Raw genomic sequence first — 23,152 nt, 5'->3', positions numbered from 1 at the left:
TTTGGAGCCCCCAGAGACTAGGGATTTACCCGTACAGGAGACAGCGCATGGACCATCAGAACCTGATCGCGATCGACATCCACACCCACGCAGAAGTCAGCTGCTGGAACCCGTTCGACAACTACGGCGAGGAATACGACCGCGCGGCCGACAAGTACTTCGGCTCCAGCGGCCGGCCCACCATTGCGGAGAGCGTGGCGTACTACCGCGAAAGGAAGATCGGCCTGGTGATGTTCATGGTCGACGCCGAATCGAACATGGGCCGCCGCCGCATCCCCAACGAGGAGATCGCCGAGGCCGCGAAGAACAACAGCGACATCATGATCGCCTTCGGCAGCGTCGATCCGCACAAGGGAAAGATGGGCGCGCGCGAGGCGCGCCGGCTCATCGAGGAGCACGGCGTGAAGGGCTTCAAGTTCCATCCCACGGTGCAGGGCTACCACCCCTACGACCGCATGGCCTGGCCCATCTACGAGGTCATCGCCGAATACGGCCTGCCGGCCATCTTCCACACCGGCCACAGCGGCATCGGTTCGGGCATGCGCTGCGGCGGCGGCCTGCGGCTGGAGTACAGCAACCCGATGCACCTGGACGACGTGGCCATCGACTTCCCCGACATGCAGATCGTCATGGCGCACCCCAGCTTCCCCTGGCAGGACGAGGCGCTGAGCGTGGCCACGCACAAGCCCAACGTGTGGATCGACCTGTCGGGCTGGAGCCCCAAGTACTTTCCGAAGCAGCTGGTGCAGTACGCCAACACCCTGCTGAAGGACCGCGTGCTCTTCGGCAGCGACTACCCGCTGATCACGCCGGACCGCTGGATGCGCGACTTCGAGAACGCGGGCTTCAAGCCCGAGGTGATGCCCGGCATCCTCAAGGGCAACGCGATTCGGCTGCTGCGGCTCGATGCCGCGCCGGCCGCTCCCGCGCCGTCAGCCGGCTGAAGCCGCCTTGCGCGAACGGCCGGCCGGCGCGGCCGTGTCGTTCCAGTGCTGCTCCCACAGGGCGTCGCCACGTTCGAGCGCTGCGCCCAGCTCCTTCTTGCGCCGCTGCACGACGGCGGTGACCAGCGCGTTGCACAGCGACAGCGCCGCCGTGTACGAATCGAAGGGCGACGCGCTCGACGTGCGCACCAGCATCACATGGTCGGCCGCAGAGGCCGCAGCGACCGACGGGCCGTCTGTGATGACGATGACCTTCGCCCCCTTCTCCCTGAAGTACCTGACCGCGCGCGCGGTGGCGAGCCCGTGGCGCCTGAAGGTGAGGGCCAGCAGCACGTCGTTCTCGCCGATCCACAGCAGCTGGTCTTCCAGCAGCAGCGGGCCGCCGCCGTTCATCGGACGAACGTCGGGCAGGCACATGTTCAGGTGCAGCGATAGATGGCCGGCCAGCGCGGCGGCATGCCGCTGGCCGGTCACGTGCACCCGCGTCCTGCGCTGCGTGAGCAGCCGCACCGCGCCCTCGAAGGCCGCGACGTCGAGCGCCGCGAAGGTCGAGGCCAGGTTGTGCTGGTCGTGCAGCAGCGCGTTGTCCAGGCAGCTGCGCACCGAGGCGTCATCGGCGATGACGGCGTCCGCACGCGTGGCCGGCGACGACAGCCGCGCGGTCACCTCCGAGCGCGCCTCGATCTGTGCGTCGGCGTAGCTGGGATAGCCCAGCTTGGCCAGCAGCCGCACCACGGTCGAGGCGCTGGTGCCCACCTTCTTTGCAAGGCTCGTTGCAGATTCGAGGAGGCCCTGCGGGTAGCGCGTCTGCAGTTCGTCGATCAGGCGCTGCTCGCTCCGGGTGAGCTTCCTGCCGTAGCCCGCGATGCGTTGGTTCAGGTTCATGGTCGGGGGCATTCTGCACGCGCAGCGCTGTTACACCCAATTTTGCAATGATCATTGCAAAAATTAAATCATCTTGCAACAATGCACGCACTTTCTATTGCACGACAGGACGCCCCATGGAATCCTTCTTCACCGCCGCGGCACTGCGCCGCCGCGAGCTCCTCGCCGCCGGCCTCGCATCGGTGCTGCCTCTGGCGGCGCACGCGCAGGCCTGGCCCTCGCGGCCGGTCACGCTGGTGGTGCCGTTCCCGGCGGGCGGTTCGGTGGACCTGATCGCGCGGCTGTACGCCGATCCGCTGGCGAAGGCGCTGGGTACGGCGGTGGTCATCGACAACCGCGCCGGTGCAGGCGGCTCCATCGCCAGCGCGCAGGTGGCGCGCGCCAAGCCCGACGGCTACACGCTGGTCGCTTCGTCGCAGAGCTCGCACCTGGCCAATCCGCTGACCCAGCCCAACCCGGGCTACGACCCGATCAAGGACTTCGCCTCGATCAGCCAGCTCGCGCGCTCGATCAACGTGCTGCTGGTCAATCCGGCGGTGCCTGCAAAGAACTTCAAGGAATTCATCGCGCTGGTGAAGTCGCGCCCCGGCGAGCTCAACTTCTGCAGCGCCGGCCCCGGCAGCATGGGGCAGCTCAACGTGGAGCTGATGAAGTCGCAGCTGCAGCTCAACGCCACGCACGTGCCGTATCGCGGCGGTGGTCCCCTGGTCACCGCGCTGATCTCGAACGAAGTGCAGTTCGGCCTCGACAACCTCGCGCCCTTCCTGCCGCTGATCCAGTCGGGCAAGCTGCGCGCACTCGCCGTGGCCGCGCCCACGCGCGTGGCGGCGCTGCCCGACATCCCGACCTTCGCGGAGCTGGGCTATCCGGTGCTCAACACCACTTCGTGGATCGGCCTGGCCGCGCCCGCGAAGACGCCACCCGAGATCGTTGAGGCGCTGCACAAGGCCGTGCGCTCGGTGGCCGACCAGCCCTCGATGGTCGAGGCGCTGCAGTCGCGCGGCTCGCTGCCGCCCGAGGCTCAGTCGCCCGCGCAGTTCACCGCCATGATGTCGGAGCGGCTCGCGGTCTACGGCGACCTGGTCAAGCGCGCCGGCATCCGCGGCGAGTGAGCGCCGCATGACAGAGCCATCTTTCGCACCCGACACGGCGCCGCTGGAAGTGCTGCCGCGTGACATCTCAGCCTACCGGCAGGGAAACACAGGCATCGATTACGTGCACCGCTTCGAGTCGGGCCGGCCGGGGCCGCACGTGCTGGTCAACGCGCTGACCCACGGCAACGAGATCTGCGGCATGGTCGCCGCCACGCACCTGCTGGACACCGGCGTGCGGCCGAAGACCGGCACGCTCACCGTGAGCTTCGCGAACGTGGAGGCCTACAACGCCTTCGACATCACGCTGCCTTACGAGAACCGCCAGCTGGTGCACAACCTCAACCGCATCTGGTCGAAGGCCATGCTCGATGGCAGCGAGGACAGCCCCGAACTGCGCCGGGCGCGCGAGCTGCGGCCGGTGCTGGACGCGGCCGACTACGTGCTCGACATCCATTCGACCCGCGCACCGGTGCAGCCCTTCTGGGTATACCCGGAGTTCGAGCGCAACGCCGGGCTGGCGCTGACCATCGGCAATCCGCTGGTGCACCTGGTGATGCCGGTGGGTGGCGCTCCGGGCACGGGCGTGACGGCCTACGGCCGCCATGGCGAGGAGGGCGTCGACGGCGGCGCGGTGGTCGTGGAATGCGGCCAGCATTTCAGCCAGTCGGCGGCCGACCTGGCGACCGACGTGACGCTGCGCTTCCTCGCGCACCTGGGGCTGGTCGACGCGCCGGCCAGTGCAGCGGCGAAGGCGCCCGCGCGGCGCTTCCGGCTGCTCGAAGTGCACATGGTGAAGACCGAGAGCTTCGCCTTCGCTCGACCGGTGCTGGGCTTCGAAGTCTTCCGCAAGGGCGAGCTGATCGCGACCGACGCGGGGCAGGAGATCCGCTCGCCCTGCGACGACTGCACGATCTTCATGCCCACGCGCGCGCCGCTGGTGGGCCGCGAGGGCGTGTACCTGACGGTGCCGATCTAGCTGCGCCTGCGCTCAGGGCGCGGACTGCGATTCCGGCTCGGCTTCCGATGCCGGCACTTCCTCGTCGTCGAGCTTGCCCCAGTCGCGCCCCAGCCGCCGCTGGCGCTCCTCGCGCTCGCGTGCCATCTGCTCCTCGAACTGCTGGCGGCCGGCCTTGTTGGCGGCGATCAGCTTGGCGCGGTCCTTGTAGTGCGGGTAGATCTCGTTGCTGAGCTCGATGTTGCGGCGACGGAAGCGCATCGCCGATTCGCGCGCCTCGTGCGCTGGCCAGCCCAGCGCCTCCAGCGTCGAGCGCGCGCTGCGCAGCGAGGACTCGAACACCTCGCGCTCCACCTCCGTCACGCCGCGGTCGCGCAGCTGGAACAGGTGTGTCACGTTGCGCGCCCGCGCGATGATGCGCGCCTGCGGGAAGTTCTCCTTCACGAGGTCGACGATTTCGAGCGACTGCTCGATGTCGTCCACCGCCACCACGATCACCTTGGCCGTGCCCGCGCCTGCGGTGCGCAGCAGGTCGAGCCGCGTCGCGTCGCCGTAGAACACGCGGAAGCCGAACTGCCGCAGGCCTTCGACGGTGTCGGCGTCGTGGTCGAGCACCGTCACGCGCAGGCCCTGCGACATCAGCATGCGCCCGACGATCTGGCCGTAGCGGCCGAAGCCGCAGATCAGCACCTTGGCGTCCTGCTGCTCCGAAATCTCCTCGAGCTTGGTGCCGCCGTTGCGGCTGTAGCGCGGCAGCACGAACCGGTCGAGCAGCACCAGCAGAAGCGGCGACAGCAGCATCGACAGCGCCACCGCGCCGATCAGCAGCGAGGTGACCTCGGGCGGCAGCACGTCGGGGCCCGCCGCCTGGAACACCACGAAGGCGAATTCGCCGCCCTGCGCGAGCAGCAGCGTGAACACCGGCCGCTCCTGGTAGGCGATGCCCATGGCCTTGGCGAGCGCGTAGATCACCACCAGCTTGACGACCATGAAGCCGACCACCAGCATCGCCATGATCCACGGGCTCGCGATCAGCACGCCGAAGTTGATCGACATGCCCACCGCGATGAAGAAGAGGCCCAGCAGCAGGCCCTTGAAGGGCTCGATGTCGGTCTCCAGCTCGCGCCGGTATTCGCTCTCGGCCAGCAGCACGCCGGCGAGGAAGGCGCCCAGCGCCATCGACAGGCCCACCAGCTGCATCAGTGCCGCGATGGCCACCACCAGCAGCAGGGCGGCGGCGGTGAAGATCTCGGGCGTGTCGCTGCGCGCGATCCAGCGCAGGATGGGCCGCAGCAGCAGCCGGCCGCCGAGGATGATGCCGCCGATCACGCCGATGATCTTCGCTGCCTCCAGCGCGCGCTCCAGCCCGGTCATCGACTGCTCTGCCGCGGTGGCGCCGGCCAGCAGCGGCAGCAGCGCGAGGATCGGAATGGCCGCCACGTCCTGGAACAGCAGGATCGAGAAGCCGGCCTGCCCGCTGGGCGTCTTCAGCAGGTTGCGCTCGCCGAACACCTGCAGCGCGATGGCGGTGGAAGAGAGCGCCAGTCCCAGCGCGGCCACCAGCGACACGCGCCAGCTGGCACCCACGGCGCAGCCGACCGCGAACAGCACGGCGGCGCAGCTCAGCACCTGCGCCGTGCCCCAGCCGAAGATGGGCCGGCGCAGGTTCCACAGGCGCTTGGGTTCGAGCTCCAGGCCCACCAGGAAGAGCATCAGCACCACGCCGAACTCGGCGAAGTGCAGCACGTCCTCGACACTGGAGACCAGCCCCAGGCCCCAGGGGCCGATGGCGATGCCGGCCACGAGGTAGCCGATGATCGAGCCCAGGCCCAGGGCCTTCGACAGCGGCACCACCAGCACGGCGGCGCTCAGGTAGATCAGGCTGTTGGTCAGCCAGGCGGGTGCGTGTTCCATTCAGGCCGCCTTCCCGTTTCCGCCAGTGGAGGCTGTGGTGGTGGCCAGCCCATGGGTCATTGCCGCGCGGAATGCGTCGGAGACCACCTTGCCGACCTCGTCGTTGTCGGCAGGCCGGTCGCTCTCGGGCACGGGGCAGGCGATGCAGGCGTCGATCTCCTCGATCTCCGGCCAGTCGGGATAGCTGCCCAGCCGCTGGGCGAAGGTGTCGACATGGGCCTTCACCGCCGCCTCGCCGGCGCTGCGCGCGCCGTAGAAGATCATCGGCGGCAAAAAGCGCATGCCGCACAGCGCGGCGGTCTGCTCGTAGGGCGGCAGGAAGGCATCGAAGAAATAGCGGTGGTAGTTCTGCGGGTGGTAGCTGGCCTCGGGGCTGCCGGTGGTGGCGACCAGCCAGAGGTCCTTGCCCTGCAGGGCGGTGCCGCCGGGGCCGTAGGCCCAGCTGTAGGCGAGCACGTCGTCGAGCCAGAGCTTCTGCAGCGCGGGCATCGAGTACCACTGGATCGGATGCACCAGCACCACCAGGCTGGCCCTGGCGAGCCGGGCCTGCTCGGCCTCGACGTCGATGGCGAAATCGGGGTAGCTGCCGTAGAGGTCGTTGACGTCGACCCCCGGCACGCCGCGCGCGGCTGCGAGCATGCGGCGGTTGACGCGCGAGTCGCGCCAGTGGGGGTGCGCGGCCAGCACATAGATGCCGCCGGAGCCGGTTTCGGTGCCCTCGGCGGGAGTTCCCGTCGGTGTTGTTGTCGTCATCCCGCGAACATATCTCAAGAGCACGCTGCAAGGCGTTTCGCCGGGCAAAAACGCTCAGCGACTACCATTTGCGCTGTTGCCGTTCTGGAGGAGTGCTTTTATGCCGGTGGTTCTGGTCGCCAATCCCAAGGGGGGCGTGGGCAAGTCGACGATCGCGACGAACGTCGCGGGCTACTTCGCAAGCCGCGGCCATGCCGTGATGCTGGGCGACGTGGACCGCCAGCAATCCTCACGCCTGTGGCTGGGCCTGCGCCCGCCGATGGCCCGGCCGATCTCCACCTGGGAAGCCACCGGCGAAAGCACCGTGGTGCGCCCGCCGCGCGGCACCACGCACGCGGTGCTCGACACGCCCGCCGGCCTGCACGGCTGGCGCTTCAAGGAAGTGCTGGCGCTGGCCGACCGGGTGATCGTGCCGCTGCAGCCCAGCATCTTCGACATCTACGCCACGCGCGATTTCCTCGACCGGCTGCTGGAGAACCGCCGCGCCGAGAAGACGAAGATCGGCCTCGTCGGCATGCGGGTGAACGCCCGCACGCTGGCGGCCGACCGGCTCCACGAGTTCATCGCGGGGCTTGGCGTGCCGGTGATCGGCGAGCTGCGCGACACGCAGAACTACGTGCAGCTGGCCGCGCGCGGGCTCACGCTGTTCGACATCGCACCCGGGCGCGTGCAGCGCGACCTGGAGCAGTGGCAGCCGATCTGCGAATGGCTCGACGCCTGAACGGCGTGCTGCCTGCTCCCGGTTTACCCTGATCCCGGTTGTCGCGAGGCCGACAGCCGCGCGGCGACCCCAGACGCCAGAATGCCCCGCATGACCAAGAAGACATTCCAGACCCTTCAGGATCTCGCCGCCTGCGTCGGCCAGGAAGTCGCCGTGAGCGACTGGATCGCCATCACGCAGGAGCAGGTCAACCAGTTCGCCGAGGCGACGGGCGACCACCAGTGGATCCACGTCGACATCGAGCGGGCCAAGGCTGGCCCCTTCGGCGGGCCGATCGCGCATGGTTTTCTCACGCTGTCGCTGCTGCCGCGCTTCTACGAGACGGCGCTGGACGTGGTCGAGTCGCGCATGGGCGTGAACTACGGCCTCAACAAGGTGCGCTTCATGTCGCCGGTGCCGGTGGGCAAGCGCCTGCGGGCGCGCATGAAGCTGCTGACGGCGGAGCCCATTGCCGACGATGGTTTCCAGATGACCTGGGAAACCACCATCGAGCTCGAGGGTGCCGCCAAGCCGGCCTGCGTGGCCGAGTCGGTGGTGCGCCGCTACCGCTGAAGGCGCGGCGGCCTTCTTTTCTCTTTCTCTTTCTTTCTAGATCCGGCGGTCGGTCACTTCGCCATAGGTGGCTGCGCCCTGGCGGGTGATGCTGCGGGCGCTGGCGCGCACTGCGTCTCGGTCGGTATTGCCGTTCCTGGCCTGCGTCACGCCGGTGCCGCCGTTGCCGATCTGCAGCGGCTGGCGCGCATCGGCCTGCACTTGCGCGCGCGACAGCGTCGACTGGAACGGCGCGGGCGGCAGCGGGTTCTGCTCTCCCTGGAAGGCTTGCGCGCCGCTGGCGAAAACGAGCGTGGCGAAGGCGGCGAGGGCAATCGGCTTGGCGTTCATGGCGGGACTCCTTGGAGCAAGGTGGTGGATGGAGCAAATGCCGGTCGGCTGATGGCCGGCATGTCTTCCTTACGGCGCACCTCGCCGGTCGGATGTGTCCGCCCCTGTTGCCCGTAGGGGCGGCCGATGGTTCAGCCGAAGCCGTTTTGCCGCCAGGCTTCGAACACCGTCACCGCCACCGCGTTCGAGAGATTCAGGCTGCGCTGGCCCTCGCGCATCGGCAGCCGCAGGCGCTGGGCCTCGGGGAAGCCGTCGCGCAGCGCGGATGGCAGGCCGCTGGTTTCCGAGCCGAACACCAGCCAGTCGCCGGGCTGGAAGCGTATGTCGTGCACCGGACGCGAGCCGCGCGTGGTGAGCGCGAACATGCGATCGGTGGCCGGCTGCTCGGCCGAGAGCAGGGCCTGCCAGTCGGCGTGGCGCCTGACTTCGGCGTACTCGTGATAGTCGAGGCCGGCACGACGCAGCAGGCGGTCGTCCATCGAGAAACCCAGCGGCTCCACGAGGTGCAGCTTGCAGCCGGTGTTGGCTGCGAGCCGGATCACGTTGCCGGTGTTCGGCGGGATTTCGGGGTGGACCAGGACGATATTGAACATGCGGCGATTGTCGGCGGGGCGGCACGAGGCTCAGCGCGGCGGATCGGTCCGGGCGAGCACGATGGCGGTGACGTGGGCCGCGCCGGCCTGCCGCAGCACCTCCGCGGCGGTGAAGATCGATGCGCCGCTGGTCATCACGTCGTCCACCAGCACGACGCGCCGGCCGCGCAGCTTGTGGGCGCGCAGCGGCTCCACCACGAAGGCGCCGCGCAGGTTGCGCAGCCGCTCGGCGCGCGACAGGCCGCTCTGCGCCGGCGTTTCGCGCGTGCGAAGGAGCAGGGTGGCGTCGGTCTTCGTTGGCGCCAGTCGGCGTGCCAGTTCGTGCGCCTGGTTGAAGCCGCGTTCGCGCAATCGGCCGCGCGCAAGCGGCATCGGCAGCACGATGTCGCCGGCTTCCAGCGCGGGCTCCACCCAGGGCGCGCTGCGCAGGAGCGTGGCGAAGGGACCGGCCCAGCCGGCCTCGCCACGGAACTTGAAGGCGGCGATGGCGTCCGGCCAGGGCCAGGCGTAGGTGCAGGCGGCGAGGCAGGCATCCAGCGGCGGCGGGTTCTTCACGCACACGCCGCAGCGGCTAACGCCATCGGGCACGGGCAGGGCGCAGCCCCCGCAGCGCGCGGCTGGCGGCGCGAAGCGGGCCACGCAGGCGTCGCACACGGGGCGCGAGGGCCAGGCGCGGCAGACCGCGCACTGGCTGGGCAGCTGCGCGAGCAGCGAGCCGAAGGACGCGAAAGGGGAAAGAGGAGCGAAAGGCCACATGGCCCGGTGGCTGGACATCGGCTCAATATACTCACGGCCCCATGGCCACCGACCCCACAAGACGACCGCCGACCATCGATGCCACGGCGGCCGCCCGCTGGCGCCGGCTCGCGCCCGCCGATGGCGCCTCTCCCTGGCTGCACGAGGAAATCGGCCGCCGCATGGAAGACCGGCTGCAATGGATCAAGGCCCAGCCCCGCCACTGGGCCGACTGGGCCCCGCTGCGCAGCGGCCTCGAGGCGCATGAACTCGTCGCCCGCCGCTACAAGGACGCGGCCTCCTACGTGATCGAACCCGAGCCCGCGCTCGCCGCGGCCACCGGCCAGGCGCTCGCCGCGCCGTGGTGGAGCGCGCGGCGCTGGCAGGCCGGCAAGGCGCGCTTCGAGGCACCGCCCGAAGACGGCGTCGACCTGCTCTGGGCCAACATGTCGCTGCACATGGCGGCCGACCCCGAGGCGCTGATCTCGCACTGGCACAGGCTGGTGGCGACCGACGGCTTCCTCATGTTCTCCTGCCTCGGCCCTGACACCGTGCGCGAGCTGCGCGCGCTGCATGCCCGCCTCGGCTGGCCGGCCGCGGGCCACGAGTACACCGACATGCACGACTGGGGCGACATGCTGGTGCATGCCGGCTTCGCCGAGCCGGTGATGGACATGGAGCGCATCGTGCTGACCTGGGCCACGCCCGAGGCGGCGCTGGCCGAGCTGCGCACGCTGGGCCGCAACCTGCATCCGGCGCGCTTTCCGGCGCTGCGGGGCAAGGGCTGGCTCCAGTCGTTGAAGAAGGCGCTGCCCGAACTCGCGCCGGCCGAGGGCGGCGACGGGCGCATCGCGCTGACCTTCGAGGTCGTCTACGGCCACGCGTTCAAGCCGGTGCCGCGCGTGTCGCTCGCGGCCGAGAGCGCGGTGTCGTTGCGCGAGATGCGATCGATGCTCCAGCGCGGGCGTCCGGGCGCCTGAGCGATCGCGGCGGGCGCGTGTGGAAAACGCGTGTCGGAAACGCTAGTCGTACAGGGCGTTTCTTGCCTACTAGTAGTGACCCGTAGGCGTCCCACAGGGCACTCGGGCGCAGGTATCTACCCGCTACAATCCGCCGTTGCGTGAAACTCGCGGGTATTGTCCCGCGATCGAGGGGTGTCGGATCCTGTTCGTACGAGAGGGTTTGGCGACCGTCGACGCACCGATTTGCTGAACTCGCCCGTGTCGAATTCCGTGTTTCGATTTGCCACCGTTTCAGGCCAGAGCATCCACTGGTTCCTGAAGCGCAACTGCTCGGTGACGCCGAGCCAGCTGGGCTGGCTCTACGCTTCGCTGTGCGTGGTATCTCTCGGCATCGGCACCCTGTTCTGGCTGCACGGTGCGCCCATGGTGCTGCCTTTTGCCTGGCTCGAACTGGCCGCTGTCGGGTTTGCGTTCATGGTCTACGCACGGCATGCGACAGACGGCGAGAAGATCGCATTGCAGGAGGGACGGCTCGTCGTGGAGCTCGAAAACGGCGGGCACTACGAGCGCACGGAATTTCTTCCGCACCAGGTGCGGATCGAACCCCAGACCGGCGATCGCTCGCTGATCGAGGTCTCGGGGCAGGGTCGATCGGTCAGGGTGGGGCGCTATGTACGCCCGGAGTTGCGTGCGGCCTTGGCCCGCGAGATTCGAATGGCGTTGCGTGGCGCCTGAGGGGGCTCGCGCAGTGCTGCACGGTTGGGTTTGTCGAAAAATTGAAGAAACGTGAACACGATGAAGAGCATTTGGCGCAATAAGTACAGGCCGGCGAATCTGTTGCTGGCGGCCGGCGCGGCTTTCAGCAGCGCGGCGCACGCAGTCAACGATCTGCCCGGCGGCCCTTCGGTGCGCCAGTTGAATCTTCCGGTCGGCGTGACCAAGATCGCGCAGGAGCAGCATCTGCTCCACACGATCATGATGATCCTGTGCACGGTCATCTTCGTCGGCGTGTTCGCGGTGATGTTCTATTCCATCTGGAAGCACCGCAAGTCGGTGGGCCACAAGGCCGCCAACTTCCATGAATCGGTGGTGGTCGAGGTCATCTGGACCATCGTGCCCTTCCTCATCGTCATCATCATGGCGCTGCCCGCCACCAAGGTGCTGGTGGCCCAGAAGGACACCACCAACGCCGACCTCACGATCAAGACCACTGGCTATCAGTGGAAGTGGGGCTACGACTACCTCAACGGCGAAGGCGAGGGCCTGGCCTTCATCTCCACGCTCGACAGCTCGCAGCGCGCCATGTCCGACGCGGGCGCCAGGGGCCAGATGCCCGACGACTACCTGCTCAAGGTCGACAACCCTCTGGTCGTGCCGGTCAACAAGAAGGTCCGCATCATCACCACCGCGAACGACGTGATCCACGCCTTCGCCGTGCCGCAACTGGGCCTCAAGCAGGACGCCATCCCCGGCTTCGTGCGCGACACCTGGTTCCGCGCCGAGACCGTGGGCGACTACTACGGCCAGTGCCAGGAACTGTGCGGCAAGGAACACGCCTACATGCCGATCCACGTGAAGGTGGTCTCGGCCGCCGACTACACGACCTGGGTGGCCGCCAAGCGCAAGGAAGCTGCCGCCAAGCTCGACGACCCGACCAAGGTCTGGACCCTGCCCGACATGCTTGCGCGCGGCGAGAAGGTCTATGCCGCCAACTGCGCGGCCTGCCACCAGGCCAACGGCAAGGGCGCCGGCCCGATCAAGCCGCTGGACGGCTCGGCCAAGGTGACCGACGCCGACCACAAGGTCCAGCTGACGGTGCTGCTGAACGGCCAGAACAACGGTGCAATGCCCTCCTGGAAGCAACTGAGCGATACCGACCTCGCGGCCGTGGCCACGTACACCAAGAACAGCTGGTCGAACAAGACGGGCCAGCTGGTGCAGCCGGCCGAAGTGCTGGCCCTGCGCGCCAAGTGATGCGCGAGCGCCCCGCGACGAAGAAATTGCAAGGAACAACGAAATGAGCGCAGTTCTCGACCCCCACGGTCACGCAGCAGGCCACGGCGACCACGCACACGACGATCATCACGACCACCACGCGCCCACCGGCTGGCGCCGCTGGGTGTTCGCCACCAACCACAAGGACATCGGCACGCTGTACCTGCTGTTCAGCTTCACGATGCTAATGGTGGGCGGCGTGCTCGCGCTGCTGATCCGCGCCGAGCTGTTCCAGCCCGGGCTGCAGCTGGTGAACCCGGAGCTCTTCAACCAGTTCACCACCATGCACGGCCTGATCATGGTGTTCGGCGCGATCATGCCGGCCTTCGTGGGCTTCGCGAACTGGATGATCCCGCTGCAGGTGGGCGCCTCCGACATGGCGTTCGCGCGCATGAACAATTTCAGCTTCTGGCTGCTGATCCCGGCGGCGCTGATGCTGGTGGGCTCCTTCTTCATGCCCGGCGGCGCGCCCGCCGCGGGCTGGACGCTGTACGCGCCGCTCACGCTGCAGATGGGCCCCTCGATGGACGCCGGCATCTTCGCGATGCACATCATGGGCGCCTCGTCGATCATGGGCTCGATCAACATCATCGTGACCATCCTCAACATGCGCGCCCCCGGCATGACGCTGATGAAGATGCCGATGTTCTGCTGGACCTGGCTCATCACCGCCTACCTGCTGATCGCCGTGATGCCCGTGCTCGCGGGCGCCATCACGATGACGCTGACCGACCGCCACTTCGGCACCAGCTTCTTCAACCCCGCCGGCGGCGGCGACCCGGTGATGTACCAGCACATCTTCTGGTTCTTCGGCCACCCCGAGGTCTACATCATGATCCTGCCGGCCTTCGGCATCATCAGCCAGGTGGTGCCGGCCTTTGCCCGCAAGAAGCTCTTCGGCTACGCCTCGATGGTTTACGCCACCTCGTCGATCGCCATCCTGTCGTTCATCGTGTGGGCTCACCACATGTTCACGACCGGCATGCCGCTGACCGGCCAGCTGTTCTTCATGTACGCGACCATGCTGATCGCGGTGCCCACGGCCGTGAAGATCTTCAACTGGATCGCGACGATGTGGCAAGGCTCGATGACCTTCGAGACCCCGATGCTGTTCGCGGTGGGCTTCATCTTCGTGTTCACCATGGGCGGCTTCACCGGCCTGATCCTGGCCGTCGCACCCATCGACACGCAGCTGCAGGACACCTACTACGTGGTGGCCCACTTCCATTACGTGCTGGTGGCCGGCTCGCTGTTCGCCATGTTCTCGGGCTTCTACTACTGGGCTCCGAAGTGGACCGGCGTGATGTACAACGAGACGCGCGGCAAGGTGCACTTCTGGTGGTCGCTGATCTCGTTCAACGTGACCTTCTTCCCGATGCACTTCCTGGGCCTGGCCGGCATGCCGCGACGCTACGCCGACTACCCGATGCAGTTCGCCGACTTCAACGCCGTCGCGTCTGTCGGTGCCTTCTTCTTCGGTTTTGCCCAGTTGTATTTCTTCCTGTTCATCGTGCTGCCCACGATGCGCGGCAAGGGCGAGAAGGCTGCCCAGAAGCCGTGGGAAGCTGCCGAGGGCCTCGAGTGGGAAGTGCCGTCGCCGGCACCGTTCCACACCTTCGAGAACCCGCCCAAGCTCGACGCGACCGCCACCAAGGTGATCGGTTGAACGCACTGTCAGTCTACGCAGCACGATGACGCCCGAGCAGAAAAGGAATAACCGCCGCATGGGGCTCACGCTGGCCTCCATCGCCGTGGTGTTCTTCATCGGCTTCATCGTCCGCATGGTCTGGTTCAGCGGCCGCTGAACCGGGCATTCGAGCAGGCAACGAACGGGAGCACACGCGCATGAGCCTCGGTCCTCGCATCCGCCGCGCCAACGTCCGCATGGTCGGCAAGCTGGCCTTCGTGGCCTGCGGCATGTTCGCCTTCGGCTACGCGCTGGTGCCGATGTACCGCGCGATCTGCGAGATGACCGGCATCAACATCCTCGCGCTCTCCGAGCTCGAGGTGCCCGGCGGTGCGAGCGGCGGCAAGAACGTGCGCGTGCCCGACAACACGCAGGTCGACAAGACCCGCACCATCACGGTCGAGTTCGATTCCAACGTGCGCGGCGGCCTCTGGGACTTCAAGCCCGCGGAGCGGACCATCCAGGTGCACCCGGGTGAGCTCAACACGGTGATGTACGAATTCCAGAATGTGCAGAACCGCCGCATGGCCGCGCAGGCCATCCCGAGCTACGCGCCGCAGCAGGCCGCGCCGTACTTCAACAAGCTCGAGTGCTTCTGTTTCAACCAGTACACGCTCGATCCGGGCGAGAAGAAGCAGTGGCCGGTCGCGTTCGTGATCGACCCGAAGATCTCCAAGGACGTGAAGACCATCACGCTGTCGTACACCTTCTTCGAGGTGGGCGGCAAGACGCCCGCGGCCCCGGTGGCCGCAGTTTCCGGCACCACGAATGAGCCCCGCTCGTGACCGATCCCTCGAACCGGCCGAAGGCTTCGCTGTGGGACACGGTGAAGGCGGTGGGCTGGTCGTTCTTCGGTGTGCGCAAGAACAGCGCCTACCAGGAAGACCTGCGCAAGCTCAACCCGCTGCACATCATCGCGGTGGCGTTCGTGGCGGTGGTGGTCTTCGTGGTCGCCCTCGTGCTGGTGGTGCGCCATGTGGTCGCGTCGGCCGGGGCCTGACGGAAAAGAAGCCTTCCACGGCAAGCAGAATCCATTGAACCGAGAAGAGAAGAAAGAGAGCCAGGAGCTGATATGAGTTCAACCACCCACGGCACCACGCCCTACTATTTCGTGCCGGGCCCCTCGGCCTATCCGGTCTCGGCCGCGATCGGTTTGTTCTTCGTGATCCTTGGCGCCGCGCAATGGATCAACGGCCACCAGTGGGGCGCATGGTCCCTGCTGGCCGGCATGGTGATCTGGCTCGGCACGCTCTTCGTCTGGTTCCGCGCCGCCATCGGCGAGAGCGAGAGCGGCCAGTACGGCCACAAGATCGACCTCTCGTTCCGCTGGAGCATGAGCTGGTTCATCTTCTCGGAAGTGATGTTCTTCGGCGCGTTCTTCACCGCGCTCTGGTGGGCACGCACTCACGCGCTGCCATCGCTCGGCAGCCTGGACAACGCGCTGCTGTGGCCCGACTTCAAGGCCGTGTGGCCCAGCGTCGCCGCCGGCGCCACCGCCTCGCCGGCAGGCATCGTCGAGCCCTTCCAGACCGTCGGCCCGTTCTGGCTGCCCACGATCAACACCGCGCTGCTGCTGAGCTCGGGCGTGACGCTCACCATCGCCCACCACGCGCTGCGCGCCGGCCATCGTGCGCAGACGATCCGCTTCATGTGGCTCACTGTGCTGCTGGGGGTGATCTTCCTGGGCGTGCAGGGTTACGAATACCACCACCTGTACACCGAACTGAACCTCAAGCTCAGCTCCGGCACCTACGGCTCGACCTTCTTCATGCTGACCGGCTTCCACGGCCTGCACGTGTTCATCGGCATGCTGATGCTGCTGTTCATCACGCTGCGACTGCGCAAGGGCCACTTCACGCCCGAGCGCCACTTCGGCTTCGAGGGCGCGGCCTGGTACTGGCACTTCGTGGACGTGGTCTGGCTCGGCCTCTATCTGCTGGTCTATTGGCTTTGAGCGAAGAACCTCGCGGCATTCCAAAAAAAAGGCGCCGGAAGGCGCCTTTTTCTTGGTTCTCCTGGCACGAGCATCATCTACTTGCCGAGCGGGAGCCCGGTTGGCTGGATGTATCCGAACTTCCAGGCGAGCAGCATGCAGAGGAACAAAAACACCGAGAGGCCGATCCGAACGGTGAGCGCGCGCGCCATGCCGCCGCTCTTGGCGCGCCCGTTGCGCCCGTCCTTCAGCATGAAGTACAGGGCAAACGCGAGGCTCGCGAAGATGCCCACAAACACCAGGGCGACGAAGTATTTCATGACCCGCATTATCGGCCGCACGCCCCGCCCCCTCCAGTGACTCCCGTATCCCTGTATCCCGACGAACCTCGCCTGCGCCGGGGCCGCTTCTGGGTGATGACCATTGCCGCCGCCCTGACCGTGTCGGCCACCATTTCGCTGGGCCGCTGGCAGCTCTCGCGCGCCGCCCAGAAGGAAGCGCTTCAGGCCAGCATCGATGCCGAGAAGCTGAAGCCGCCGCTGACGCAGGCAGAGTTCCTCGCCCTCGGCAAGGCCTCCGACGCGATGCATCGCGCAGTGCGCCTGCGCGGCCTCTGGCTCACGCCGCAGACTGTGTATCTCGACAACCGCCAGATGCACGGCACGCCCGGCTTCTACGTGCTGACGCCCTTCGCCCTCGAGGGCACCGAGCAGACGGTGATGGTGCAGCGCGGCTGGATCCAGCGCAATTTCGTCGACCGAACGAAGCTGGGCGCGGTCGAGACGCCGGCCGGCATCGTCGAAGTCACCGGCCTGATCGAGCCGCCGCCGAGCCACCTGCTGGAACTGGGCTCCGCCGCGCCGGCGCCCGTGCCCGCAGCCTCCGCGCCTGCCGCGGCGGCCTCGGCCCCGGCTTCCACCGCCGCTGCGGCACCGGTCGCCGAAGGGTATTCGCCCATCCGGCAGAATCTCGACCTTGAGGCCTTCCGTGCCGAAACCAGGCTGCCTCTGCGCACCGACGTGTCGCTGCAGCAGGGCGGCCCGGCTTCCGAGGGCCTGCAGCGCGACTGGCCGGCGCCGGCACTGGGCCTCGAGAGGCACTACGGTTACGCATTCCAGTGGTTCGGCCTGTCGGCCCTCGTCGTCATCCTCTATGTCTGGTTCCAATTCATCACGCCCATCCGCCGCTCAAGGCGCCGCGCACGCGATGACCGCTTCTGACGAGCCCCTGGGCCTGACGGTGCATTCGATGCCGTCGCCCAACCAGGCGCTCGACGGCGCGGAGGGCCGGCGCACGGCCATGGGACGCTGGAAGATGATCGCGGTGATGCTGATGTGCGCATCGCCCGTCATCGCCTCGTACTTCACGTACTACGTGATCCGGCCCGAAGGGCGCAGCGTCTACGGCGAGCTGATCGACCCGCAGCGCGAGCTGCCGAAGATCGCCGCCACCGACCGCAGCGGTGCGCCGGTCGATCTCGCTACGCTCAAGGGCCAGTGGCTGCTGGTGACGGTGGCCGATGCCGCGTGCGACACGCTGTGCGAGCAGCAGCTCTATCTGGCGCGGCAGCTGCGCGAGAGCCTGGGCCGCGAGAAAGATCGCATGGACCGCGTCTGGCTGGTGAGCGACGCCGCTCCCGTGCCCGAGCGCCTGAACAACGGCCTGCACGGCGCGACCGTGCTGCGCGTGCCGGCCGACCAGCTCTCGAAATGGCTAGCGCCCGCGCAAGGCCACTCGCTGGCCGAACACCTGTACGTGGTCGACCCCATGGGCAACTGGATGATGCGTTTTCCGGCCCGCATGGACGTCGCCGGCGCGAGCCGCGCCAAGCGCGACCTCGACCGCCTGCTGCGCGCCTCGGCGTCGTGGGACGAACCCGGCCGCTGACGGCACGACGGACGCCGCATGGACACCACGAGCTCGCTCTACGACCTGACGCCCATCGCCTGGCTCATGGCGGTCGGCGTGCTGATCGCGCTCGGGCCGCTGGTGTGGGTGTGGCGCCGCAATGCAGGCAGTGGACCTGCGCGGCGGCTGCATGCGCTGACGGTGCTCACGCTCTTCCTCACCTTCGACTTGACGCTGTTCGGCGCCTTCACGCGGCTCACCGATTCGGGCCTGGGCTGCCCCGACTGGCCGGGTTGCTACGGCAACGCCAGTCCGCACGGCGCACGCCACGAGATCGCGATGGCGCAGTCGGCGCAGCCGACCGGCCCGGTCACGCACAGCAAGGCGTGGGTCGAGATGGTCCACCGCTACCTGGCCACTGGGGTGGGGGTGCTGATCCTCACGCTCGCGGCGGCCACCTGGATCGTGCGCCGGCGCCAGAGCCGCATCCCGCCTGAGAAGGGCGGAGAGCACCACGCCACGCTGAGCGCCTGGTGGCCGGCCTTCACGCTGGTCTGGGTGTGCCTGCAGGGAGCCTTCGGCGCGCTCACGGTGACGTGGAAGCTGTTCCCCGCGATCGTCACGCTGCACCTGCTCGGCGCCGTGGTGCTGCTGGCGCTGCTGTGCATCCAGGCCGTGCACTACCGGCAGGCGGCCGCCGACCGGCTGCCCACTCCCGTGTCGCCCGCGCTGCGCAACGGCCTCATCGCGACCACCGTGCTGCTCGTGCTGCAGATCGCTCTGGGCGGCTGGGTCAGCACCAACTACGCGGTGCTGGCCTGCACGCAGTTTCCGACCTGCCAGGACAGCTGGTGGCCGACCATGAATTTCGCGCAGGGCTTCGAGATCTGGCGCCACCTGGGCGTGACCGGTGACGGCCAGCCGCTCGATTTCTCCGCGCTCACCGCCATCCACTACGCGCACCGGCTGATGGCCTATGCGGTCTTCGTCGCGCTCGGCGTGCTGGCCTGGCACATGCGCCGCATCGGCGCGCTGCGCCCGCAGGCGCGGTGGCTCGCGGGCCTCGCGCTGCTGCAACTGGCCACCGGCCTGGGCAACGTGCTGCTCGGCTGGCCGCTGGCCGCTGCGGTACTCCATACCGGCGGCGCCGCGGCGCTCGCCGTGGTGCTCACCTGGGCGCTGTGCGAGAGCCGGCGCGCTCCGGCGGCGCAGATCGCCCATGCCAGTGAAAATACGGCCGGTCGCAACAACAGTCAAAGGAAGGCCGCCGCGTGAGCACCCCGATTTCCGTTCAGCAAACCGCCAGCGCCAACGTGCTGCGCCAGTACTACGCGCTGACCAAGCCGCGCGTGGTGCAGCTGATCGTGTTCTGCGCGCTGATCGGCATGGTGCTGGCCGTTCCGGGGCTGCCTTCGTGGGCCGAGGTGAAGCGCGCGGTGGTCGCCTGCATCGGCATCTGGCTGGTGGCCGGCGCGGCCGCGGCCTTCAACTGCCTGGTCGAGAAGGGCATCGACGCGAAGATGAAGCGCACGGCCTGGCGCCCGACGGCGCGCGGCGAGCTCAGCGACCGGCAGGCGCTGGTGTTCTCGGCGCTTCTGTGCGCGGCGGGTTCGGCGCTGCTGTGGTTCATGGTCAACCCGCTGACCATGTGGCTGACCTTCGCCACCTTCGTGGGCTATGCGGTGATCTACACCGTGATCCTCAAGCCGCTCACGCCGCAGAACATCGTGATCGGCGGCGCCTCGGGTGCTATGCCGCCTGTGCTGGGCTGGGCCGCGATGACGGGCAGCCTCGATCCGGGCGCTTGGATTCTCTTTCTCATCATCTTCCTCTGGACGCCGCCGCACTTCTGGGCGCTGGCGCTCTACCGCGTGGAGGACTACCGCAAGGCCGGCCTTCCGATGCTGCCCGTGACGCACGGCAACGAGTTCACGCGGCTGCAGGTGCTGCTCTACACCTTCATCCTTTTCGCGGCCTGCCTGATGCCTTTCATCCACGGCATGAGCGGCTGGCTGTACCTGGCGGTGGCGGTCGCGGTGAGCATCGGCTTCACCGGCTATGCCTTCGCGCTGTGGCGCAATTACTCCGACGCGCTGGCGCGCAAGACCTTCCGCTTCTCGCTGATCCACCTGAGCGTGCTGTTCCTGGCGCTGCTGGTGGATCACTACATCCAGTGAGCATCAAGTTTCAATGAACAAGCGCAACGTTCTTCGACTGATGGCTGCCGGCGCCGGCTGGGTGGGCGTCAGCGCCGCGCTCGGCCTGGGTCTCTCGGCGTGCAGCGAGACCAGGCAGAGCTTCAATGCCGTCGACATCACCGGCGCCGACTACGCCAAGGACTTCTCGCTGAAGGACGCCGACGGCAAGGTCCGCACGCTCGCCGACTTCAAGGGCAAGCTGGTCGTGCTGTTCTTCGGCTACGCGCAGTGCCCGGACGTCTGCCCGACCACCATGACCGAGATGGCGCAGGTCAAGCAGCAGCTCGGCAAGGACGGCGACAAGCTGCAGGTGCTGTTCATCACGGTCGACCCGGCTCGCGACACCGCGGAGGTGCTCAAGGCCTACATGGGCGCGTTCGACCCGAGCTTCGTCGCGCTGATTCCCACGGCCGACCAGCTGGCTGCGGTCGCGAAGGACTACAAGGTCTACTACAAGAAGGTCGACGGCAAGACGCCGACCAGCTACTCGATGGACCACTCGGCCGCCAGCTACGTCTATGACACGCAGGGCCGGCTGCGGCTCTATGCGCGCTACGGCGCGGGCGTGGCGCCGATGGTGTCCGACCTGAAAACGCTGCTGGCTTCCTGAAAGGGGCCGCCACCCGATGTCCGCCATCGATCCCCTCGGGCACCTGAAGGGGCGCAAGGGCGCGTTCCGCATCGCGCTGATCCCGCCCGAGGTGCTCGATGCCCTCAACGACGGGTTGATCGAAACCGTCAATCTCAACGAATTCCTCGCGCTGGAACTGCCCCGGCTGGCGCGCAGCGTGGCGGGGCACATCGGGCTGGACGCGCAGAGCGAGCGGCTGGCCGACACGATCGCGATGCTGGGCGCCCTCAAGCCGATGCAGCGGCACGGGCACATCGCGCGTGCGCTCTACGACCTGGCCGCGCTGCACGACGAGCGCGATGCCGTCGCTCACCGGCTGGCCACGCACGCCAGCGACGTGGCCCGCTGCTGGGCGGCGCAGTGGGTCACGCTCTCGGGCCTGCCGCTGGCGGCGCAGCTGGAATCGGTGCGCCGCTTCGCCGCCGACCCGCATTTCGGCGTGCGCGAGATCGCGTGGATGGCGGTGCGCGACGCTGTGAATGCATCGCTCGACGAGGCGCTCGTGCTGCTGCAGCCCTGGGTGCGCGACGCCGACCCCAACATCCGCCGCTTCGCCAGCGAACTCACGCGGCCGCGCGGCGTGTGGTGCGCGCAGATCGAGGTGCTCAAGGCCGAGCCCTGGCGCGCGCTGCCGCTGATCGAACCGCTGCGCGCCGACACCAGCCGCTATGTGCAGAACTCGGTGGCGAACTGGCTCAACGACGCGAGCAAGAGCCAGCCCGAGTGGGTCGACAAGCTCTGCGCGCGTTGGCTGGCGGAGTCGGATGCCGCCGAGACCCGCTACATCGCGAAGCGGGCGCTGCGAACGCTGTCCAGACAATGAAAAAAGCCCGGCACTGCCGGGCTTTGTCTTTGTGGAAGGGGGAAGGTACTTACGCGTAGTCCGCGAGGGCCTTCTTCATCTTCTTCATTGCCGCCACTTCGATCTGGCGAATGCGCTCGGCGCTCACGCCGTACACGGCAGCCAGATCGTGCAGCGTCATCCCGCCCGAACCGTCGTCGTTGACCTTGAGCCAGCGTTCTTCGACGATGCGGCGGCTGCGGTCGTCCAGCGCTTCGAGCGCAGTCGCGATGCCGTCGCTCGAGAGGCGGTCGCGCTGCTGCGATTCGAGCAGGGCAGTCGGTTCCTGCGAAGCGTCGGCCAGGTAGGCGATCGGGCCGAAGGCTTCGTCGCCGTCGTCCGTCGGGCCCGGATCGAGCATCACGTCGCCGCCGGAGAGGCGGGTTTCCATCTCGAGCACTTCCTCGGGCTTCACATTCAGGCGGGTAGCCATCTGCGAAACCTCGTCGGAGCTCAGCGTTTCGCGATGCGTGCCGTTGTCGGCAGCGGCAGAGTCGGCCTTGAAGCCCTGCTTCATCGAACGCAGGTTGAAGAACAGCTTGCGCTGGGCCTTGGTCGTCGCGACCTTGACCATGCGCCAGTTCTTCAGGATGTACTCGTGAATCTCGGCCTTGATCCAGTGCATGGCGTAGCTCACGAGCCGCACGCCCTGGTCGGGGTCGAAGCGCTTCACGGCCTTCATGAGACCGACGTTGCCTTCCTGGATCAGGTCGCCGTGCGGCAGCCCGTAGCCCAGGTACTGGCGGGAAATGGAGACCACGAGGCGCAGGTGCGACAGCACGAGCGCGCCGGCGGCTTCGAGATCGTTGTGGTCGCGCAGCTTGCGTGCGTAGCCTTGCTCTTCTTCGAGCGTGAGCATGGGCAGGCGGTTGGCGGCCGAAATATAGGCGTCCAGGTTGCCCAGCGGGGGAACCATCGACCACGGGTTGGCGACGGCCAGCTGGTTGGCAGAGACTCCAGACAGCGTTGTCATCAGGGGGAACTCCTTTGTGTTGGCCATATTAGCACTCGGTTAGAGGGAGTGCTAATCCAAGGGTTCCCTTGAATTTCTATCGCCGGAATAGCCAATGGCTACCAGCGGATGCCCAATCTTAGGAAGAGCTTGGACAAGACGAAAAGGGGACCGACCCAGAGATATTGGATGTCTTCGAAGAACGAGGGCTTCTTGCCTTCGATCTTGTGGCCCACGAACTGGAAGACCCAGGCCACTACAAAGATAGCGGCGGAAACCGGCAATACAAGTCCCCCCATCGCATGCACCAGCACCAGGGCCAGGGCGGTCAGCACGAGCATGGCCACCAGGAAAGCGGGGGACCGCAGCAGGACGTAGTAGACGAGGCTGGCCGCCACGAAGGCGTAGGCCACCCAGGGATGGATCGCGAACAGCAGCCCCACGATGCTCAGCATGATGGCCGGGATCGCCGCGAAGTGGATCAGCTCGTTGGTCGGATTGCGGTGGCTCTCCTCGTAGTGGGCGAGCAGCCGGTCGACCTTGCGATCACTCGACTCGAGGGGGGCGGCAGCGGTGTGCGTCATGGCAAGTCTCCGTGGGCGCCGTGCGATGCGGCGAGGCTTTCGATG

The 23,152-nt window shown here is 67.5% G+C and carries 28 protein-coding genes; 19 read left to right on the top strand and 9 right to left on the bottom strand.

The genetic code is table 11. The features are described from left to right. The first annotated feature begins 47 nt into the window (after nt 1-47). Nucleotides 48-944, top strand: coding sequence for an amidohydrolase family protein (locus ABL838_RS26355; protein WP_418122658.1), 897 nt, complete (start codon nt 48-50; stop codon nt 942-944). Here the strand turns inward: ABL838_RS26355 and ABL838_RS26350 are convergent. After that, on the bottom strand, nt 933-1,829 hold the full coding sequence (locus ABL838_RS26350) for a MurR/RpiR family transcriptional regulator (protein ID WP_418122656.1): 897 nt from the start codon (nt 1,827-1,829) through the stop codon (nt 933-935). The two genes, ABL838_RS26355 and ABL838_RS26350, sit on opposite strands and share 12 nt — an antisense overlap. A gap of 116 nt (nt 1,830-1,945) precedes the next feature. Between ABL838_RS26350 and ABL838_RS26345 the strand changes: the two genes are divergently transcribed. Both ABL838_RS26345 and ABL838_RS26340 read left to right on the top strand, forming a co-directional pair. After that, nucleotides 1,946-2,941, top strand: coding sequence for a Bug family tripartite tricarboxylate transporter substrate binding protein (locus ABL838_RS26345; RefSeq protein WP_418122654.1), 996 nt, complete (start codon nt 1,946-1,948; stop codon nt 2,939-2,941). Between the two features lie 7 nt (nt 2,942-2,948). Further along, nucleotides 2,949-3,899 (top strand): succinylglutamate desuccinylase, encoded by a 951-nt coding sequence (locus ABL838_RS26340; RefSeq protein ID WP_418122653.1) that lies wholly within the window; start codon nt 2,949-2,951, stop codon nt 3,897-3,899. 12 nt (nt 3,900-3,911) lie between these two features. Here ABL838_RS26340 and kefC read toward each other — a convergent pair whose 3' ends face one another. Further along, complete coding sequence (gene kefC, locus ABL838_RS26335) at nt 3,912-5,792, bottom strand: glutathione-regulated potassium-efflux system protein KefC (protein WP_418122651.1); 1,881 nt, start codon at nt 5,790-5,792, stop codon at nt 3,912-3,914. Continuing rightward, entirely contained in the window at nt 5,793-6,545 is a 753-nt protein-coding gene (locus tag ABL838_RS26330) for an NAD(P)H-dependent oxidoreductase (protein WP_418122649.1), read from the bottom strand. It abuts the gene before it with no gap. Between the two features lie 100 nt (nt 6,546-6,645). On the opposite strand from ABL838_RS26330, the gene ABL838_RS26325 reads away from it, so the two are divergent. Both ABL838_RS26325 and ABL838_RS26320 read left to right on the top strand, forming a co-directional pair. Further along, nucleotides 6,646-7,266, top strand: coding sequence for a ParA family protein (locus tag ABL838_RS26325; RefSeq protein ID WP_126025567.1), 621 nt, complete (start codon nt 6,646-6,648; stop codon nt 7,264-7,266). Nucleotides 7,267-7,347: 81 nt separating this feature from the next. Then, the gene (locus ABL838_RS26320) at nt 7,348-7,818 is read left to right on the top strand and encodes a MaoC family dehydratase (protein WP_093206665.1); all 471 of its coding nucleotides are present in this window, start codon (nt 7,348-7,350) and stop codon (nt 7,816-7,818) included. 36 nt (nt 7,819-7,854) lie between these two features. Here ABL838_RS26320 and ABL838_RS26315 read toward each other — a convergent pair whose 3' ends face one another. The 3 genes from ABL838_RS26315 to ABL838_RS26305 form a co-directional block, all read right to left on the bottom strand. Beyond that, a complete protein-coding gene (locus ABL838_RS26315; RefSeq protein ID WP_418122648.1) occupies nt 7,855-8,148 on the bottom strand; it encodes a DUF4148 domain-containing protein in 294 nt (97 codons plus the stop codon). A 131-nt stretch (nt 8,149-8,279) separates the two neighbouring features. Further along, nucleotides 8,280-8,741: a tRNA (uridine(34)/cytosine(34)/5-carboxymethylaminomethyluridine(34)-2'-O)-methyltransferase TrmL gene (trmL, locus tag ABL838_RS26310; protein ID WP_184640704.1), complete on the bottom strand. Its 462-nt coding sequence runs from the start codon at nt 8,739-8,741 to the stop codon at nt 8,280-8,282. Between the two features lie 30 nt (nt 8,742-8,771). Continuing rightward, nucleotides 8,772-9,497 carry a phosphoribosyltransferase family protein gene (locus tag ABL838_RS26305; RefSeq protein WP_418125915.1) on the bottom strand — a complete coding sequence of 242 codons (726 nt, stop codon included), beginning with the start codon at nt 9,495-9,497 and terminating at the stop codon, nt 8,772-8,774. Nucleotides 9,498-9,538: 41 nt separating this feature from the next. Between ABL838_RS26305 and ABL838_RS26300 the strand changes: the two genes are divergently transcribed. The 8 genes from ABL838_RS26300 to ABL838_RS26265 all read left to right on the top strand — a co-directional run bounded on the left by ABL838_RS26300 (nt 9,539) and on the right by ABL838_RS26265 (nt 16,074). Continuing rightward, the gene (locus ABL838_RS26300; RefSeq protein WP_126025563.1) at nt 9,539-10,456 is read left to right on the top strand and encodes a class I SAM-dependent methyltransferase; all 918 of its coding nucleotides are present in this window, start codon (nt 9,539-9,541) and stop codon (nt 10,454-10,456) included. Nucleotides 10,457-10,696: 240 nt separating this feature from the next. Further along, on the top strand, nt 10,697-11,173 hold the full coding sequence (locus ABL838_RS26295) for a DUF2244 domain-containing protein (protein WP_126025562.1): 477 nt from the start codon (nt 10,697-10,699) through the stop codon (nt 11,171-11,173). 60 nt (nt 11,174-11,233) lie between these two features. Next, complete coding sequence (coxB, locus tag ABL838_RS26290; RefSeq protein WP_126025561.1) at nt 11,234-12,412, top strand: cytochrome c oxidase subunit II; 1,179 nt, start codon at nt 11,234-11,236, stop codon at nt 12,410-12,412. A gap of 43 nt (nt 12,413-12,455) precedes the next feature. Then, nucleotides 12,456-14,099, top strand: a complete 1,644-nt coding sequence (gene ctaD / locus ABL838_RS26285) for a cytochrome c oxidase subunit I (RefSeq protein ID WP_126025560.1) — start codon at nt 12,456-12,458, stop codon at nt 14,097-14,099. A gap of 25 nt (nt 14,100-14,124) precedes the next feature. Further along, complete coding sequence (locus ABL838_RS26280; protein ID WP_019656111.1) at nt 14,125-14,238, top strand: cytochrome oxidase small assembly protein; 114 nt, start codon at nt 14,125-14,127, stop codon at nt 14,236-14,238. A 40-nt stretch (nt 14,239-14,278) separates the two neighbouring features. After that, nucleotides 14,279-14,905 carry a cytochrome c oxidase assembly protein gene (locus ABL838_RS26275; protein ID WP_418122646.1) on the top strand — a complete coding sequence of 209 codons (627 nt, stop codon included), beginning with the start codon at nt 14,279-14,281 and terminating at the stop codon, nt 14,903-14,905. Further along, nucleotides 14,902-15,120: a DUF2970 domain-containing protein gene (locus tag ABL838_RS26270; RefSeq protein WP_126025558.1), complete on the top strand. Its 219-nt coding sequence runs from the start codon at nt 14,902-14,904 to the stop codon at nt 15,118-15,120. Before ABL838_RS26275 ends, ABL838_RS26270 begins: the two co-directional genes overlap by 4 nt. 72 nt (nt 15,121-15,192) lie before the next feature. Continuing rightward, nucleotides 15,193-16,074 carry a cytochrome c oxidase subunit 3 gene (locus ABL838_RS26265; RefSeq protein ID WP_126025557.1) on the top strand — a complete coding sequence of 294 codons (882 nt, stop codon included), beginning with the start codon at nt 15,193-15,195 and terminating at the stop codon, nt 16,072-16,074. Nucleotides 16,075-16,151: 77 nt separating this feature from the next. Here ABL838_RS26265 and ABL838_RS26260 read toward each other — a convergent pair whose 3' ends face one another. Continuing rightward, a complete protein-coding gene (locus ABL838_RS26260) occupies nt 16,152-16,382 on the bottom strand; it encodes a twin transmembrane helix small protein (protein WP_093206674.1) in 231 nt (76 codons plus the stop codon). A gap of 27 nt (nt 16,383-16,409) precedes the next feature. On the opposite strand from ABL838_RS26260, the gene ABL838_RS26255 reads away from it, so the two are divergent. The 6 genes from ABL838_RS26255 to ABL838_RS26230 are packed head-to-tail and all read left to right on the top strand — an operon-like array spanning nt 16,410 to nt 21,553. Continuing rightward, a complete protein-coding gene (locus tag ABL838_RS26255; RefSeq protein WP_418122644.1) occupies nt 16,410-17,273 on the top strand; it encodes an SURF1 family protein in 864 nt (287 codons plus the stop codon). Further along, nucleotides 17,260-17,940, top strand: coding sequence for an SCO family protein (locus ABL838_RS26250; protein ID WP_418122642.1), 681 nt, complete (start codon nt 17,260-17,262; stop codon nt 17,938-17,940). The genes ABL838_RS26255 and ABL838_RS26250 overlap by 14 nt, the downstream gene beginning before the upstream one ends. A gap of 18 nt (nt 17,941-17,958) precedes the next feature. Continuing rightward, complete coding sequence (locus ABL838_RS26245) at nt 17,959-19,176, top strand: COX15/CtaA family protein (RefSeq protein ID WP_418122641.1); 1,218 nt, start codon at nt 17,959-17,961, stop codon at nt 19,174-19,176. Continuing rightward, nucleotides 19,173-20,078 carry a heme o synthase gene (gene cyoE, locus ABL838_RS26240; RefSeq protein WP_369660885.1) on the top strand — a complete coding sequence of 302 codons (906 nt, stop codon included), beginning with the start codon at nt 19,173-19,175 and terminating at the stop codon, nt 20,076-20,078. Before ABL838_RS26245 ends, cyoE begins: the two co-directional genes overlap by 4 nt. A gap of 13 nt (nt 20,079-20,091) precedes the next feature. Beyond that, the gene (locus tag ABL838_RS26235; protein WP_418122639.1) at nt 20,092-20,709 is read left to right on the top strand and encodes an SCO family protein; all 618 of its coding nucleotides are present in this window, start codon (nt 20,092-20,094) and stop codon (nt 20,707-20,709) included. Between the two features lie 16 nt (nt 20,710-20,725). Further along, entirely contained in the window at nt 20,726-21,553 is an 828-nt protein-coding gene (locus tag ABL838_RS26230; protein ID WP_418122638.1) for a DNA alkylation repair protein, read from the top strand. A gap of 49 nt (nt 21,554-21,602) precedes the next feature. Here ABL838_RS26230 and rpoH read toward each other — a convergent pair whose 3' ends face one another. Together rpoH and ABL838_RS26220 are read right to left on the bottom strand one after the other, a co-directional pair. Beyond that, nucleotides 21,603-22,544: an RNA polymerase sigma factor RpoH gene (gene rpoH / locus ABL838_RS26225; protein WP_126025550.1), complete on the bottom strand. Its 942-nt coding sequence runs from the start codon at nt 22,542-22,544 to the stop codon at nt 21,603-21,605. A gap of 98 nt (nt 22,545-22,642) precedes the next feature. Continuing rightward, nucleotides 22,643-23,107: a DUF962 domain-containing protein gene (locus ABL838_RS26220; protein WP_126025549.1), complete on the bottom strand. Its 465-nt coding sequence runs from the start codon at nt 23,105-23,107 to the stop codon at nt 22,643-22,645. Nucleotides 23,108-23,152: the final 45 nt, after the last annotated feature.

Origin of the sequence: Variovorax sp. 160MFSha2.1 (genome assembly GCF_048305075.1) — a bacterium.
GTDB classification, from domain to species: domain Bacteria; phylum Pseudomonadota; class Gammaproteobacteria; order Burkholderiales; family Burkholderiaceae_C; genus Variovorax; species Variovorax guangxiensis.
This window is presented reverse-complemented; position numbering and strand designations above follow the sequence as displayed.